This is a genomic window from Anaerohalosphaeraceae bacterium, from assembly GCA_035378985.1.
In the GTDB taxonomy this organism is placed as follows: Bacteria; Planctomycetota; Phycisphaerae; order Sedimentisphaerales; family Anaerohalosphaeraceae; genus JAHDQI01.
In genome coordinates this window covers 37,953-55,070 of sequence record DAOSUR010000009.1, presented here as the reverse complement: position 1 = coordinate 55,070, position 17,118 = coordinate 37,953, and the positions used below count along the sequence as shown (strand labels likewise).

Here is a 17,118-nt window from a genome sequence, read left to right as displayed (position 1 = left end):
CGTTTGGCGGGCGAACTGCAAATGCGGAATATCGTCAAGACCTTCGGCCCGGTCAAGGCTCTGCAGGGAGTTACTTTTACCGCTCGCCCGGGTACGGTTCACGCCCTCTGCGGGGAAAACGGCGCCGGCAAATCCACGCTGATGAAGATTCTGGCCGGCGTGTTTGAGCCCGATGCAGGAGAGATTTATCTGGATGGACAAAAGCGAACCTTCAGCGGCCCGCGGGATGCCCTGGAGGCCGGCATTTCGATGCTGTATCAGGAACTGGATCTGGCCGAAGACCTCACGGTGACGGAAAATCTTTTTTTGGGACGTGAAATCCGGGGACGCATTCCGTTCATTCTGAATCGAAAGGCGATGATAGACCAAACGGTCCGGCAGTGCCGGCTTTATGGGTTTGACCTGAATCCGCTGGCTCCCGTTCGGACCCTGACGGCCGGACAGTGCCAGATTGTCGAACTGCTCAAAGCCCTGATGCGCAGCGCGCGGATTTTTGTGATGGATGAACCGACTTCCTCGCTGACGGAGGCCGAAGCACAGCGGCTGTTTGAGATTATCCGCCGTCTTCGCGGGCTGGGGATGACGATTATCTATATTTCTCATCGGATGGAAGAGGTGGCTCGTCTGGCCGATGAGATTACCGTTTTGCGGGATGGAGCCGTGGCGGCTTCGGCTCCGGCATCCGAGATGGATATTCCGACGGTAGTTCGGCACATGGTCGGTCGGGAGCTGAAAGACTACTATCCGGTCCGCCGCTCGAATCCGGGGGCAGTGCTTTTTGAGGCGGACAATCTGAAGACGGCGGAGGGAATCGAAGGGGTTTCTTTTGCGGTGCGGTCCGGCGAGATAGTCGGAATGGCCGGGCTGGTCGGGGCCGGACGCACGGAGACGGCCCGCGCCGTGTTCGGGGTTCAGCCGCTGTTGCAGGGAACATTCCGCTGGCAGGGCAAACCGCTTGTGATTTCATCGCCCGCCGAGGCCATTCGGCAGGGCATTGCCTATCTGACCGAAGACCGCAAACGCACCGGGCTGTGCACCATTCTGCCGGCCGGCTGGAATATGACGCTGCCGAACTATCCCCGCATCGGAATGCGGTATCTTCTGCGTCTGCGAAAAGAGCAGGCGGTTTGCGAGGAATATGGGCGGAAAGTATCCGTTCGGTGGTCATCGCCCGGCGTGCGTGCGGCGGATTTGTCCGGAGGCAATCAGCAGAAACTGCTGATTGCCCGCTGGCTGATGGCTCAATCGCAGTTTTTGATTTTCGATGAGCCCACACGAGGAATCGATGTGGGGGCCAAACGAGACGTGTATCAGATGCTGGCGGACCTGGCCGAGCAGGGCAAGGCCATTCTGATGATTTCCTCCGAGCTGCCGGAACTGTTCGGCCTTTGCGACCGCATTTTGGTGATGCGCCGCGGACGTCTTGTCGCCGACCTGGAAACCCGAAAAACCACCCCGGAAGAAGTGATGCATTATGCCGCCGTGGAGGAGCCCAGACGATGAATCGTTTTGCCAAACAGCTGCTGCCGTTTTGTTCGCTGATTTTTATCATTTCGCTTTGGAGTTTTCTGGAGCCCGATAACTTTCTGTCTTTCCGAAACTTCAGCAATGTTCTCCGCCGTTCTTCTATCAACGGTATTATGGCGGCGGGGATGACCTTTGTGATTATCGCCGCCGGAATCGACCTGTCGGTCGGGTCGATGCTGGCTCTGTGCGGGATGGTCGGCTCGGCGGCGATGCTGTTTCTCAGCGGGGCTTCCTGGCAGCAGATTGCGGCGGGCAATTATGTCCCTCTGACGGCGTCAGCGATGTTCTGGGGAACGGTTGTCGGCGTGCTCTTTGGAGCTTTATGCGGCTGGATAAACGGAACGCTGATTACGCGGCTGAAACTGGCGCCTTTTATCGTCACGCTCGGCACAATGAGCATTTTCCGGGGGATTACCTATCTGATGAATGACGGCAAGCCGTTTGCCGTGTCGGATTATACCTTTCTGGATATCGGTACAATCGGGCCGTTCCCCGCATCAGTTGTGATTTTGGTGCTGGTGCTTGCGGCGGCGGCCTTCCTTTTGAACTATACCCCCTTTGGACGCTATGTTTATGCGGTGGGTTCCAATCCGGAAACGGCGTTTCATGTCGGCATTAACGTGCCTCGCATTCTGACGGTCATTTATACTCTGACAGGGGCCTGTACCGGCCTGGCCGCGATGATTACCACCAGCCGGGCCAGCTCCGCCCAGCCCACAGCGGGCATATCTCTTGAACTGGATGTGATTGCCGCCGTGATTATCGGGGGCTGCTCGCCCAGCGGCGGGAAAGGCACCCTGACCGGTACCATTATTGGAACCCTGCTGATCAGTTTCCTGCGGAACGGTCTGACGCTGCTGGATATTTCCACGAATGTTCAGCTGGTGGTCATCGGGGCGATTATCGTCTTGGCTGTGACGGCCGACCAGCTGGCAACCAAACGCCAGGCGTAAGTCGTTGACTGTCAGGTTAGAATCGGCAGGAAAACTCGATGTACAATTGTCGAGGCACCTCGTTATACCGGTCGGTTCCCCAGTCGTAGCCGCCTTCGGGGTGAGAGCGGTCCAGCAGGTTCATGCCTCCAACGGCGATTTCCGCCCGGTCGTTCCAGAGCCGCCGGGCCAGGCGGACATCCAGCCGCCAGAAGGGCTTGCCCGGAATGTATTCGAGGTATGGAGTGGCGGTGTCGGTCCAGTACAGCTGGGTGTTCAGCGTGGTGACTTCATCCAGTTTGAAGCGGTTTGTCAGACCGACACGATGCTTGGGACTTAAGATAATGCCGGTTTCACCGGTTCGCCAGTTGGTCAGCTCATTGCGTCTGGTTTGATGGAGATAGGTATGAAATCCCCGAACGAGCCACCATTTCGTCGGCTCCCATTCGATGCTGCTTTCCAGACCATATGTCGTAACATCGTATATGTTTTTCCACTGGTCATACCAATCGGTATCTGACCAGTCGGGGGGCCAGGTTGGGGTATATTGTACGAGGGCTTTATCAAGGGCCATCATATCCTTGTCCTGATTGAGATACCCCTCGATATTAACGGACAGGTTGTCGGCCCACTGACCGCGATAACCGAGTTCATAGGAAATCATCGTTTCGTTATCCAGCGAGTCATTTCCCTCGCCGATCAGGATGGTTCCGTCAGGGAACCCATCTGTGCCTTTATATTTCAGCGGTCCGCAGCGGAACATCTGCCAGAGGGTCGGGCGGCGGAACGAACGGGCAACGGCTCCGCGGAGGAAATGTTTGGGGGTAAACTCCCAGACCAGAGCGCTGTTGGCCGCCCAGTCAAAATGGGTCAGCTGGTTGTAATGCCCTCGCCAGCCGAGTGTCAGCCACAGATTATCAGCCAGCGTGATTTCGTCTTCAAAAAAGACGCTGCCCTGATTGTTATCGAAATCCTCCGGAATGGTATTCTTCTGGTCATTGAGCGGATGGCTGCGGTAGATGTCCCGCGTGAAATCAGCTCCCCAGACGATATTATGCCGGCCGGTCTGGTAATTATGCTGGATTTCGAGAATTTCTTCTCGGGAACGGATATCCGCCCGGTTGTAAAGCCAGTTGTTCGAGCCGGAGTAGTAGTTCGTTTGGTCCCAGCGGAAGATATAACTTTCCGTCCAGCGTATCTGCCAGACGCTTCCGTCCTCCAGCCGTTTCTCCCACTGGATATTGAAATAATCCAGCGTTTCGTTGTTGGAGTAGGCGTTCTGATGTCCGCCTGTCAACGTCAGGGTCGAGTCTTCGGACAATCGAACTTCCGCCCGGCCTGTGCTCAGGAAGGCGCTGTAGTCATCGGGCACTCGGCGTCCGTTTTCCCGAACAAATCCGTCGTTGGCCAGGTGTCCGAGCATGGCCCGCCAGGAGACATTGTCTGCCGTCCCGCCGTACCGGAGGAAACTGTGAATCAGACCGTTATTGCCGGCAGCGGCATAGGCGAGTCCTCCCTGCGTGTCAGCGGCTTTTTTGGTGATGATATTGATGACGCCGTTCATGGCATTGACGCCCCAAGCCACACCGGCGGACCCGCGAATGACTTCAATGCGTTCGATTTCCTCCAGGAAAATCGGGTGCAGATAAAAAAGGGCTCCGCCCAGATAGGGGTCATACAAGGGCCGTCCGTCCAGGAGAATCTGCATTCGTTCATTGTTCCATTTGACATACCCGCGGCTGCCGACGGCTGAAACCAGGCCTTTGGTTTGGAATACATCCATTCCGGGAACCATCCGGAACAGGTCGTCAATGCGGGTCGGGCCGGCCTGCCGGATATCCTCGGCGGTGAGGATATAGACGGCCCGTGAGGCGCGGCTGATAGACTGGGGTCGGCGGGCGGAGGAGGTGATTTCAATTTCCATCAGAGCTTCCAGCGGCAGTTCGAACAGGTCCGTCTGAGTCGAAAGGGTTTCCTTTGTTTCAGCGGCTGCACAGGCCAGCGCTGTGCCCAGAAGAAAACAGCAAATTCCTTTCCATCGCTTCAATTTTGTCTCCTGCTTTTCAAAGCCCAAAGAAGTCGAGAAGAGGAGGTTTTCCTATTAGCTCCTTTTTTTAGACGATATGTGTATCGGTCTGTGTTTTTTCTCTCTTAAGCGGGACAGCTGTTTTTGGAAGAATTTTTAAAATGCCCCCGGGAGCCGATAATTTTCCGGTTTTTTGAAAACCGATGTCGTTTTGAAAAAATGAAAAACGCGTATGCGGCTGGGCCGAAGACTTGTTCTGATTATCGGAACTGAGGAAGGGGGGCTATCGGCGAAGGGCGGCGGGCTCCCAATCCACTTTGGCGGCTCCCATCAGGGTGCCGGTGGCATAGGCCAAATCTACCAGGGAGATTTGATATTCCGTGACGGCGCGGATTTCGGCACTTTGGGCATTGGCCAGACGAGCCTGGGCTTCCAGGACATCGGTCGAGGTTCGAAGACCGTTTTCGAACTGGCGGATTTCCGCTTCGACCAGCCGGGCCTCCAGCAGAACATTTTGGCGGGCGGCCAGAATCCGCTGCCAGCCGGCCTGGGCCTGATCGACGGCGTTGAGCACTTCCATCTCAATCAGTGATTTGCGGTTTTCCCGCGTAGACAGAAGCTGCATCCGCTGATAAAAGGCGGCTCGCAGGGTGCTTTTGGCGGCTTCATTGCCCAGCGGAATCAGCATCGTCAGTCCCAGTCGGTGGTCGGCAAAGCGGTTTTCCTGCAGCAGGTCATAGGAGTCGTTTCGGGTGGGGCCTAATCCGTTGATATTGTAGGTATATTCGAGGTTGACGACCGGCAGGGCCTGATTTTTCAAATAGTCAATGGTGCTGACCTGCCGGGCAATCTGGAGTTCCATCTCCAGCAGCTCCATTCGGTTTTCGATTGCTTTGGCGACTAAATCTTTTGCATCCAGTTCGTATCGAACCAAATCCGGTTCGGTGGCCGGAATCAGCCGCACGGCTGATTGTACCGGCAGATTCAGCTGATTGATGATTCTTTTCAGTTCACGCTGACGGGCCCGAAGGTTGTTTTCCGCCAGAATAATCTGCTCGGCCTGGGAGGCGATTCCGGCCTGAGCCCGAAGGACTTCCACTTCGGCTGTCTGGCCTGCCGCCGCCATCCGCTGAGCCCGCTCCAGTTGGGCCTTGGCCAGTTCATACTGCTGAAGCCGGACCTCCAGTTCCTTGCGGGCCGCCGCCAGACGCCAATACGCCCGATCCGCCGCCGCCAGAACGGAGATGACCTCCAGTTTTGTTCGGGCCTCGGCTATCTGCTGATCGTACCGGCGGAGCCGGATGGAATGCATAGAGGCCCGATGCCCGGCATTCCGCAGCAGCGGCTGACTGATGGAGAAGCTCAAAGCGCTGGTGTAGGAAGGATTCAGGAAAAATGAAGTCTGGTTTGTGAGGGTTCGATTGTCCACCAAATCCACCGTCAGGGTGCCGCCCGTCTGCAGCGGCATCTGAACGCCCAAATCTACCGTGCCTGATTCGGTGCTGGAGCCCTGGACAAAAAGGGCGGTTCCGACTGGCCGGTCTGTTTTGGAATACTGAATGCGGCTGAAGAACGATGCCTCAAATTTGGCTTCCTCAGCGCTGAGGGCTTCGGCGGCGATGGTCGGACTGAGCAGTTCGGCCTTCAGCCCGAGATTGTTCTCCAGTGCCCAGGCCCGGCACTGTTCGAGGGTCAGCCGGATTTCCTCCGGCAGCGGAGCCGCGGGCTGGGGCTGTTCATTCGGTTCAGCCGCCGGAAGAATCAGCGGTTCAATTTGTCGAAGTTTTTCCGGTTTGGTCTTTGCTTCGTAAAACGAAACCGGTTCGGGGGTAGTATCACAGCCGAGCAGGACAAAAGGCAGTCCGACAATCCATCCGAGCAAAAAGGGCTTTTTATTCATGACGCAGGGCCTCAATGGGATTCAGACGAGCCGCTTTGACGGCCGGAAACATTCCGAAAAAGATGCCGACGGCGGTAGAAAAGCCCACGGCCAGAAGGGTCGCCCAGCCGGGGACCTGGGCTTTGGCCAGAAAGCCGGCGGTCTGCGAGATAATCTTGGCCAGCAGATGCCCCAGACCCAGCCCAATCAGTCCGCCAATCAGACAGAGTACAACGGCTTCAACCAGAAACTGCATCAGAATGGCGGATGCCTTGGCTCCGACGGCCTTGCGCAGACCGATTTCCCTGGTCCGCTCCGAGACGGATACGAGCATAATATTCATAATCCCGATTCCGCCGACGACAAGCGAAATGCTTACGATGGCTATCGCAACCAGTCGCAGCATGGTCATCATGGAACGCACCTTGGCCACTTCGCTTTCCATAAAGAAAACGCCGAAGTTGTCGGGTTCACCCGGCGGGACTTTTCGCATTTTCCGCAGAAAGAAGGTCAGTTCCGCCTTGGCCTCTTCGGCTAAATCCGTACTTTTGCAGGCGGCCATCGCTTCAATCCAGGATTCCCGTATCGACTGGGCCGTCTGGAAGGGGATAAAGACTTCGATGCGGTCTCCCTGTCCTTCAAAAAAAGCCCGGGGCCGTTCTTCGACGATTCCGATGATTAGAAACGTATGGTAATCCAGCTGAATGGTTTGCCCGATGCAGTCGCGGTCCAGATACAGTTTTTCCTGGAGTTTCTGGGGAATGACGCAGACTCGGCGTGCCTGACGCTGGTCGAGATAGGAAAAGGGACGGCCGCGGCTGATGGAGCGGTTTTCAATTTTAAACCAGCTTTCCTCGACGCCCGTGACCTGGACGTTTTCCGCCGTATGGTCTTTGTAGCGCGCGGTCATACTGCCCACTCGGCTCATCAGCGTCAGGTATTCCACCGAAGGACAATGCTCGAGGATTCCTTCAAACTGTTCGGGACGGAAGCGGATTTCCCACCAGTCGGCGTTTTTCTGAGGACCCGTTCGAGGCCGCTGGGGCCAGAGAAAGATTTTTTTTGTGCCGAAGAACTCAAAGTTCTCCATAATCATGGCATTCATCCCGTTCATGCCGGCCACAACGGCCGTCACAGAGGCCACACCGATGATAATACCCAACGTTGTCAGAAGGCCGCGGGTTTTGTTGACCCAGATTTGTCCTAAGGCCAGCAGGATGCTCTGGAGCAGCAGACGCAGGAACAGCAGCGGGGGCAGCAGCAGCGTTTTCATCGGTCCTCCTTTTTCGGTGCAGCCCCTGTGGGGTGCAGCAGAATCCAGGCCGGGTCCTGTTCGACCGGCAGGTCGCTGATGATTTGCCCGTCCCGCATTCGAACGATGCGTCTGGCATGGCAGGCGATATCCGCCTCGTGTGTAACGAGAATAATGGTCTGTCCCTGCTGATAAAGCGTTTCAAACAGGGCCATGATGCTTTGGCTGGTTAGGGTGTCGAGGTTACCGGTGGGCTCGTCGGCCAGGAGCAGACTGGGGCGGGCGACCAGCGCACGGGCAACGGCCACGCGCTGTTTTTCGCCGCCGCTGAGCTGGTTGGGCCGATGGTGCATCCGTTCGGCCAGTCCCACCCGTTCGAGTGCCTCCTCCGCCAGACGCCGGCGGGCCAAAAAACCGACCTTTGAATACAGCAAAGGCAGCTCCACATTTTTCAGGGCATTCAGACGCGGGAGCAGCTCATACGATTGAAACACAAATCCGATCTGTTCATTTCGTATCTGGGCCAGCTGGGCGCCGCTCATTTCCGTGGTGAGGATGCCGTTGAGCTCATAGGTGCCTTCGTCCGCCCGGTCCAGACAGCCGATGATATTCATCAGGGTGCTTTTGCCGGAGCCGCTGTGGCCCATGATCGCCACATATTCGTTGCGCCGCACCTGCAGATTGACACCGCGCAGGGCGTGTACCGTCTCGCTTCCGACGCGGTAGCGGCGATGAATGTTTTTCAGAGAGATCAGAACGTCATTAGGACTCATGGGGCGGCTCTTGCGATTCGGCGATTTCTTCTGCAGGCATATCGTTCTGAAGGGTTTCGAGGATTTTATATGGCCCGGTGATGACCTTGTCGCCTTCGGTCAGTCCCGCTTCAACGATAGTATTGAGCAAATCGCTGGGGCCGACGCGCACCGGTGTAATTTTTGTTCTGCCGTCTGCCAGACGAAATACCACCGTCAGGAACGATTTTTTGGGGTCCACCAATGGGTTGTTTTTGCGGACCTCCTCCGGCAAATCATCGATTCGGCGTTCGAGCACCGCCTGGCTGGGCACCAGCAGAACACCCTGATAGCGGGCGACTTCGATGTTCACATCGGCCGTCAGACCTGTGTACAGTTTGCCCACGTCCCCTTCCAGCAGAATCTTTGTTTCATAATATTTGGCGCCGGTGGTGGTGGAGCGGCTGCTGGTCAGGGCGATGGAGTGTACGGTGCCTTTGAACTCCTCCTCCCAGAAGGCCTGGACGTGGACTTTGGCGGGTTGGCCGACCTGGACCCGTCCGATGTTGCTTTCATCGACCTGCGCATTCAGAATCATCTGCGACAGGTCCGCCACTGTCAGAATCACCGTGCCGGGATTGTTCATTGTGCCGGTCATTACGACTTCGCCGACCTCGGCATTCAGGCGGGTGATTACGCCGTCCATTGGAGCGGTAATCGTAGTATAACTGAGGGCTTCGCGGGCCTCTTCCACACGGGCCTGGGCCGCCCGCAGATTGTGTTCCATTACAACCAGATTCAGCTGAGCGGCCTGAAGGTTCTTCTCGGCGGCCTCGACCTGGGCCTGCAATTCCTCAAAGGTTGTTTTGGCCTGGTCATAGGCGGATTGACTGATGTCCTGACTTTCGAAGAGTTTCTTCTGGCGTTCGAAGTCCTGACGGGCCTGCTCCAGACGGCTCTTTTGCCCTGCCAGTGAGGCCTGCTGGCTGAAAATCCGGGCCTTTTCGACCTCAATCTGGGCCTTTTGAGCTTCATAGGTTGCTTCAGCACTGTTCAGTCGGCTGACCATATCCCGGTCATCCAGCCGCACCAGCACAGACGGCGGAATCGGCGGGTTGGCGTTTGGGTTGCCTGCCGTGACGGTTTCGCCTTCTTTGTAGGGCAGTTCCGTGATGCGGGCCGACACCTTGGCGCTGATATCGACCTTCGTTCGCGGTTCAATCTCGCCGGGGGCGTTCACTGTTTCCACCAGTTCGCCCCGTTTCACAATTTCCGTGCGTACCTTCAGCGTCGTTTTGGCCAGGGCCTTCTTTTTCATCTGATGCGAAAGTAGGCCGCAGCAGGAAATCAGAAGAACCAGGCCAATCCCGACAAACAGGATGACTTTCTGTTTCTTTTTCACGTTTGAGAGTCCTTTTTGGATTCAAGTTGCCGGCTTGCACCGCAGATAACAAGATTCCCGCTCTTTAGACGGTCAATCCTTACCATTGTTACAGAAAATATTGAATTTTGCAACGAATTGTCTTTTCATCAAATTGTCTTCTCTAATTTTCCAACGTGATATGAACGTTTTTTGCTTGCGTTTTTGGGCGGCGAGGGTAGAGTTGGGGGGCAAAAACAGAAGGAAGGGGCGATGAAGGAAGAGCGGCCGACAACCCATTCCGAAGGGATTGAAAACTGGCTTCGGCTTCGTCATACCGAAGGAGTCGGGCCGATTTTGTTCGGGCGTCTTTTGAAGCATTTCGGCACATTTGACCGCATCTTCAGTGCTTCGGTGCATTCGCTCTGTCAGGTTGAAGGGATTGGTCCGCACACGGCCGAGCGAATCGCCCGCACGCGGCGCCTCTTCGATGCCCAAAAAGAAATGCAGACCGCCGAGGCACACGGTGTCCGCATTCTCCATTGGGACGACCCGGTCTATCCGCCTGCCCTGAAGGCCGTCGATGACCCGCCGCCGGTGCTCTATGTCAAGGGCACGCTCCAGCGAAGCGACAGTCTGGCCGCAGCAATCGTCGGCAGCCGCCACGGCACCCATTACGGCATTGAGCAGGCCGAACGGTTTGCGCACCTGCTGGCCTCCGCAGGGTTGACCATTGTCAGCGGGCTGGCCCGCGGCATCGACAGTGCAGCGCACCGCGGCGCTTTGAGTGCATCGGGCCGCACAATTGCCGTGCAGGGATGCGGACTGGCACACTGCTTTCCGCCGGAGAACAAAAACCTGTTTGACAAAATTGCTGAAAACGGGGCGGTGCTCAGCGAACTGCCGATGACCTACGAGCCGCTTTCCGAAAACTTCCCCGGACGCAACCGCATTATTGCGGGTTTGTCGATGGGGGTTATCGTTGTGGAGGCCGCCCCCCGCAGCGGGGCTCTGATTACCGCCAAGGCCGCTCTGGAATACAACCGGGAGGTGATGGCCGTGCCCGGCCGGATAGACAGCCCCACCAGCAAAGGCCCGCATGAACTGATTAAGCAGGGAGCTCGGCTTGTGGACAGCGTAGAAGAAATTATGGATACGCTGGGGATTGTGGGGCAGGGGTTGAAAGAGCACGTGCAGAAAAAGGCGGAGCAGGCCGCCCAAAAAGTGCAGACGACCCTTTTTGACATTTCTCAACTCAATCTGTCCGATTCTGAGCAGGCCGTTTTTGCCGTTCTTGACAAAACCCCAATTCATATCGAAGAAATCATTGCCTCTGTCGAGGTTCCCGCAGGCCAGGTGCACGCCGCCCTTATCAGTCTTCAGCTCAAGGGCATCGTCAAGCAGCTGCCCGGCAGCGTATTTGTCAAAAGAGGGAGTTAATTGCCGCTTTTTTCCTCAAAAAACTTAAAAAAAACCACAGAAACCTTCTGTTTAGGTGCCATATCTGTAAGAAGGTATTGTGAGAACAAAAGGAGACAAAAGATGGAACGAAATCACAAGTGCTCTATAGATAAGAAGTTGTCTTGCCTTTTAATTTGTCTGTTTTCCTCTGCTGCTTTCGGTGGGATTCCTTTTCATTCGCCCGACCTTTCCCAGCGGCTTTTGAATGACGTCGTGGATATCAGCGGCGATTTTCGCAGTTTTACAAACACGTATTATTGTGCCGACCGTCTGACTGATTTCGACCCCGAAACCGGGAAAGGTACGCTTAAGTATCTGCGATACGAGTACTTTACGCGTTTTGCCTTTAACAATATGTTAGGGGCCCTCAAGCCGGTGCCTGCCAATGAGTTTCCGACAATTGAGTATGCCGAATCGCCGGAACTGCCGTTTGCGCTGGAGTTTGTCAGTCCCCGCACCATCCGGATTCGAGCTTCGTCCCGCTTTCAGGTTCAGCCGGAGCAGCCCTCTTTGATGCTGGTCAACGGCACCGTCCGGCAGGACCGCACCGGCTGGACGTATGAAAAAATTGCGGGCGGTCATCGCTACAAAAGCGCCTACGGCGCCGTTGTTATCACGGAAAAACCCTGGCGGATTACGATTGAGGATGCACAGGGCAGGGTCCTTACCCAAACGTACCATATGGAGGATACGAGCGAGACTTATACGCCGCTGCTGCCGTTTTCGTTTGTTCGGCGGGCCTCGGATTACTCGACGAGTTTTGCGGCAGTCTTTCGTCTTTCTCCCAACGAGGGCATCTTCGGGTGCGGCGAATCCTATACGGAGTTTAACAAACGCGGCCAGAAAGTCGTTCTTTACACCGACGACGGCAACGGTGTGCAGAATGAAACGATGTACAAGCCGATTCCATTTTATCTGAGCAGCCGCGGGTATGGGGTGTTTCTGCACACGTCTTCTCCGATAACCTGCGATTTCGGCAAATACTACAGCGGGGCCAACACGATGATGATTGGGGATGATCAGCTGGATTTGTTTTTCTTTTTGGGCCGGCCCAAAGAGATTCTGGATGAATACACCAATCTGACAGGAAAGGCGGCAATGCCGCCCCTGTGGTCGTTCGGCTTCTGGATGAGCCGGATTACGTATTTTTCCGAAAAAGACGGGCGGACCGTGGCGGCCAAACTCCGCGAACATCAAATTCCCTCTGATGTGATTCATTTTGATACCGGCTGGTTTGAGACGGACTGGCGGTGCGATTATCAGTTTTCCAAGTCCCGGTTCGAAGACCCGGTCAAGATGATTGCGGATTTGAAGAAGATGGGGTTTCGGGTTTGCCTGTGGCAGCTGCCGTACTTTGTACCGAAAAACACCCTGTTTCCGGAGATTATCGAAAAAGGACTTTTTGTTCGCGACCGCAAAGGCAATCTGCCGTATGAAGACGCTGTGCTGGATTTTTCCAACCCGGAAACGGTGCGGTGGTATCAGGACAAGATTGCGGGCCTGCTTCGCCAGGGCGTCAGCGTCATCAAGGTTGATTTCGGCGAGGCGGCGCCGCTGGAAGGGATTTATGCATCGGGACGGACGGGTTTTTATGAACACAATCTCTATCCGCTTCGGTACAACAAGGCGGTGGCGGAGATTACCAAAGAAATCACCGGTGAGACGATTATCTGGGCCCGCAGTGCCTGGGCCGGCAGCCAGCGGTATCCGCTTCATTGGGGAGGCGACCCGGCTAATACGGATACGGCGATGACCGCCACGCTGCGCGGGGGCCTGTCGCTGGGGCTGTGCGGGTTTTCCTTCTGGTCTCACGATATGGGCGGATTTGTGAAGGCCTGCCCGGAGGAGCTGTACCGGCGATGGGCGGCGTTTGGGATGTTTTCCTCCCACAGCCGAAGCCACGGAATTCCGCCGACCGAGCCGTGGGAATACGGCGAAGAGTTTACGAAGGTGTTCCGACAGGCCGCCGAGATGCGCTACCGCCTGATGCCGTATATCTATGCACAGGCCAAAGACTGCACGCAGCGGGGACTTCCGATGCTGCGGGCACTGTTTGTAGAGTATCCGGATGACCCCGGCTCCTGGCGGATTGATGATGAGTATCTGTTCGGCTCGGATATGCTGGCGGCGCCGCTGCTGGAGGCCGGGGGCGAACGGAATGTTTATCTGCCGCCGGGCGTATGGATTGACTATCAGACAGGCCGGGTTTATTCGGGCGGATGGCATCGCATCCAGGCCTGGCCGGTGCCGATTGTTCTTCTTGTGCGCGAGGGAGCAGCGATTCCGCATATCAAATTGGCCCAATCGACGGCCTTTCTGGACTGGTCCAAACTGGAACTGGTGGTTTTTGCGAAGGAGAAAACGGAGGCGGAAGGGCTGATTTGTCTGCCGGATGACCAGAAACTTCATCGGCTTTCGCTGGCTTCAAAACAGGGACGGTTTGAGTTGGCCTCCGACCCGACGGCCGGCAAGGTCCAGTGGACCATTCGGCAGGCAAAGATTGAGGAAAAATAAAACAATCCGGGAGCCGAATAATGAGACCTCTTGTCAAAACAGGCGGGATTGCTGTTTGGATATGTTCAGTCGTATGTTTGGGGGCTCAGGAAGTCCTGCCGTCTGAACCGTATGACTGGAAGCCGGTGCAGATTGTCGGCGGCGGCTTTGTGACGGGCTTTGTTTTTCATCCGACGGTGCCGGGGCTGTGTTATGCCCGGACGGATATGGGCGGTGCGTACCGCTGGAGTCCGCCGGAAAAGAAATGGCAGCCGCTCCTGGATTGGGTATCTCTGGACGACGTCAACCTGATGGGGGTGGACGGGCTTGCCGTCGACCCTTCTGACCCGAATCGGCTGTATCTGGCCTGCGGGACCTATACGTCACCGACCAATCCGAACGGATCTGTTCTGTGCTCCAAAGACAAAGGACAGACATTCGAACGAACGGATTTGCCCTTCAAACTGGGGGCTAATGAAGACGGACGGGGCAGCGGTGAACGAATAGCCGTTGACCCTTCCGACGGGCGTATTTTATTTTTGGGAAGCCGGTACGACGGCCTATGGAAAAGTGAAGATTTCGGCCGGACCTGGAAGAAAGTCGAAACGTTTCCGGAGATTCCGGAAGACCGTTCATTGGGGACTGGAGAAGGACGCCGCGGCGGACGTCCGCAGAATCCCGGAATCATTTTTGTCCTGTTTGACCCGACCAGCGGCTCTGTCGGGAAGGGGTGTTCCGCGATTTATGTCGGTGTATCGAGAATGGGGCAGAAGAACCTGTTTCGTACGGATGACGGCGGGCAGACCTGGCGGCCGATTGACGGACAGCCGACACAATACCGCCCGACACATGCAGCTTTGGCTTCCGATGGCACTCTCTACATCACCTATGGTTCTTCGCCGGGCCCCAGCCGGATGAGCGGCGGAGCGGTTTGGAAGTGGAACGCCAAGACCGGCGAATGGGCTGAGATTACGCCGGATAAGCCGACCGAGCAAAGACGTTTCGGATATGCAGCCGTAAGTGTGGATGCCTCTAATCCGCAAGTGCTGATGGTCAGCTCTTACTGCCGGTTTGACAGCGGTGAAGAAATCTTCCGCAGCACGGACGGCGGCAGGACCTGGACGATGCTTCTGCGAAATTCAACGTTTGATTATTCGAATGCACCTTATGTGCAAAGCAGTGTGATTCACTGGATGTTTGATGTGGAAATTGACCCGACAAATCCCAATCATGCGCTGTTTACCACCGGCTACGGCGGGTATGAAACCTTCAACCTGAGTAATGCGGATGCCGGTAAGCCCGTTCATTGGTCTGTCATGAGCCGGGGGATTGAACAGACGGTTGCCCTGGATTTGCTCAGTCCGCCTGCCGGAGCACCGCTGATTACGGCCATCGGCGATTATGCCGGGTTTGTTCACTGGGATTTGGACAGACCGGCACCGGAGGGAAATTTCAATCATCCCCGCTTTGGCAACTGTACCGGGCTTGCCTGTGCGCTGAGGCGGCCGGAGATGATTGTCAGAGTCGGCAACGGTGCCGGCGAGCAAAACAGCAGCATTGGCTATTCGTTGGGTGGAGGGCGAACCTGGCAGCCCGCCGGGAAACCGGAGCCGGACAGCCGCGGAGGCTCGATTGCCGTTTGTGCAGATGGTTCCGTCTGGATTTGGACCCCGGAACGCAGCGCCGCTTTTCGAAGCGTCGATTTGGGAAAAACCTGGTTCAAGTGTGAGGGGTTGCCTGCCGGCAGCCGCATCACTGCAGACGGAAGCGACCCCAAAGTCTTTTATGCGATGGATTTGTTTGAAGGCAGACTGTTTGTCAGTATGGATGGGGGGACGTCATTTGCTGAGAAACCGCTCAATCTGCCGGGCGGACTGCCGAAGCGGGGCACCTGGCGAGGCGATTGGCGGGGCGGTCAGGACCGGCTGTATGCGGTACCCGGGCGAGAAGGGGATTTATGGCTGGCCGCCTATGACGGACTTTTTCATTCAGCGGACAGAGGGGAAACCTTTCAAAAGATAAAGTCGGTTGAGCGAATCTGTGCCTTCGGTTTCGGTAAGGCGGCCCCGGGGCGGGAGTACCCGGTCCTTTATTTGGTTGGGATTGTAAAGGGGCAGTACGGTATTTTCCGCTCGATTGATACAGCTCAATCCTGGGTGAGAATCAATGACGACCGGCATCAGTGGGGGCTTATTTTGCAAATCACCGGCGACCCCAAACAGTACGGCCGAGTGTATGTGGGTACGCACGGGCGGGGAGTTCTTTACGGGGACCCGAAGAACTGACCTGTCGGCTTTACTTTCATTTTTGACAGGGAAGTTTTTGGTTGCCTTCCGGGGCGGTTTCTGCTATAAATTCCCTCTTCTATTGGAGATAGGGATTATGGCAGCCAAAATTGACCCGGCACAGGTCCGGCGGGTGGCCCAGCTGGCTCGGCTGGAATTGAGCGAGGCGGAAATTGCTCAATTCAGCGTGCAGCTTTCGGCCATCGTAGAGTACATCGAAAAACTGAATGAACTGGACACGGAGCATGTAGAGCCGCTGGCGCATTGCCTGCCGATCTGCAATGTGTTCCGTGAAGACACGGTGCAGCCGTCGCTGAGCAATGAACAGGCCCTGGCAAATGCCCCGGATGCCGGCGACGGATATTTCAAAGTCCCCAAAATCTTTGAAGATAATTCCGGTGCATAAGCGGAATAGGAGAAAAAAAGATGCAATTCAGACTCTTTTTTGTTTTGACGGCATTGACCGTTGGTTTGCTGACCGCAGCAGAGGAGCAGGCAATGAACTCGCAGAAAAAACAGGAACGTCAAAAAGCCCGGCATCTGGAACGGAAGGTCACCCTCACGCTCGATTATCTGCTGTATCTGCCGCCGGACTATGAACAGAAGGATTCCTGGCCGCTGCTGGTTTTTCTTCACGGAGCCGGAGAGCGGGGCAGCGATCTGAACCGCGTGAAGGCCCACGGCCCCGCCAAACTTGCCGAGCAGGGCAAAGATTTTCCGTTTGTGATTGTCAGTCCCCAGTGTCCGGAGGGGCAGTGGTGGCCGGTTTTAGGACGGGAGGTGATGGCTTTGGTTGACGAGATGCTGGAGCGATACAAAATCGACCCGGACCGGGTGTATTTGACCGGCTTGAGCATGGGCGGATACGGCACCTGGGCGATTGCCTCCGCCTGGCCGCAGCGTTTCGCGGCCATTGCACCTGTCTGCGGCGGGGGGCGGCCTTTACCGGCGGCCAACCTCAAAAAGGTGCCTGTTTGGGCCTTTCATGGAGCCAAAGACCCTGTCGTGCCGCTCAGCGAATCCCTGCAGATGGTTGAAGCGGTTAATCAGGCCGGCGGCAAGGCAGTCTTGACGGTTTATCCGGAGGCCGAACATGATTCCTGGACTCAAACCTATGACAACCCCGAATTGTATCAGTGGCTTCTGTCGCATCGAAGGGTGCAGGAGTAAAG

General features: G+C 56.2%; 12 protein-coding genes. 7 read left to right on the top strand and 5 right to left on the bottom strand.

Annotation, left to right across the window (positions count from 1 at the left end):
* The first annotated feature begins 3 nt into the window (after positions 1-3).
* A complete protein-coding gene (locus PKY88_07980) occupies positions 4-1,503 on the top strand; it encodes a sugar ABC transporter ATP-binding protein (protein ID HOQ05134.1) in 1,500 nt (499 codons plus the stop codon).
* Complete coding sequence (locus PKY88_07975; protein ID HOQ05133.1) at positions 1,500-2,480, top strand: ABC transporter permease; 981 nt, start codon at positions 1,500-1,502, stop codon at positions 2,478-2,480. The genes PKY88_07980 and PKY88_07975 overlap by 4 nt, the downstream gene beginning before the upstream one ends.
* Positions 2,481-2,496: 16 nt before the next feature.
* On the opposite strand, the gene PKY88_07970 is transcribed toward PKY88_07975, so the two are convergent.
* From PKY88_07970 to PKY88_07950, 5 genes are all read right to left on the bottom strand, one after another.
* The gene (locus tag PKY88_07970; protein ID HOQ05132.1) at positions 2,497-4,506 is read right to left on the bottom strand and encodes a TonB-dependent receptor; all 2,010 of its coding nucleotides are present in this window, start codon (positions 4,504-4,506) and stop codon (positions 2,497-2,499) included.
* 262 nt (positions 4,507-4,768) lie between these two features.
* Positions 4,769-6,385 carry a TolC family protein gene (locus PKY88_07965; GenBank protein HOQ05131.1) on the bottom strand — a complete coding sequence of 539 codons (1,617 nt, stop codon included), beginning with the start codon at positions 6,383-6,385 and terminating at the stop codon, positions 4,769-4,771.
* Positions 6,378-7,637, bottom strand: coding sequence for an ABC transporter permease (locus tag PKY88_07960; protein HOQ05130.1), 1,260 nt, complete (start codon positions 7,635-7,637; stop codon positions 6,378-6,380). The genes PKY88_07965 and PKY88_07960 overlap by 8 nt, the downstream gene beginning before the upstream one ends.
* A complete protein-coding gene (locus PKY88_07955) occupies positions 7,634-8,389 on the bottom strand; it encodes an ABC transporter ATP-binding protein (GenBank protein ID HOQ05129.1) in 756 nt (251 codons plus the stop codon). Before PKY88_07955 ends, PKY88_07960 begins: the two co-directional genes overlap by 4 nt.
* Positions 8,379-9,749 (bottom strand): efflux RND transporter periplasmic adaptor subunit, encoded by a 1,371-nt coding sequence (locus tag PKY88_07950; GenBank protein HOQ05128.1) that lies wholly within the window; start codon positions 9,747-9,749, stop codon positions 8,379-8,381. The genes PKY88_07955 and PKY88_07950 overlap by 11 nt, the downstream gene beginning before the upstream one ends.
* Positions 9,750-9,980: 231 nt before the next feature.
* Between PKY88_07950 and dprA the strand changes: the two genes are divergently transcribed.
* The 5 genes from dprA to PKY88_07925 all read left to right on the top strand — a co-directional run bounded on the left by dprA (position 9,981) and on the right by PKY88_07925 (position 17,116).
* Positions 9,981-11,147 (top strand): DNA-processing protein DprA, encoded by a 1,167-nt coding sequence (gene dprA / locus PKY88_07945; GenBank protein HOQ05127.1) that lies wholly within the window; start codon positions 9,981-9,983, stop codon positions 11,145-11,147.
* Positions 11,148-11,249: 102 nt separating this feature from the next.
* A complete protein-coding gene (locus PKY88_07940; protein ID HOQ05126.1) occupies positions 11,250-13,682 on the top strand; it encodes a glycoside hydrolase family 31 protein in 2,433 nt (810 codons plus the stop codon).
* A gap of 20 nt (positions 13,683-13,702) precedes the next feature.
* Positions 13,703-15,946: a xyloglucanase gene (locus PKY88_07935; GenBank protein ID HOQ05125.1), complete on the top strand. Its 2,244-nt coding sequence runs from the start codon at positions 13,703-13,705 to the stop codon at positions 15,944-15,946.
* A gap of 97 nt (positions 15,947-16,043) precedes the next feature.
* Positions 16,044-16,352, top strand: coding sequence for an Asp-tRNA(Asn)/Glu-tRNA(Gln) amidotransferase subunit GatC (gatC, locus tag PKY88_07930; protein HOQ05124.1), 309 nt, complete (start codon positions 16,044-16,046; stop codon positions 16,350-16,352).
* 20 nt (positions 16,353-16,372) lie between these two features.
* A complete protein-coding gene (locus PKY88_07925) occupies positions 16,373-17,116 on the top strand; it encodes a prolyl oligopeptidase family serine peptidase (protein HOQ05123.1) in 744 nt (247 codons plus the stop codon).
* The last annotated feature ends 2 nt before the right edge of the window (positions 17,117-17,118 follow it).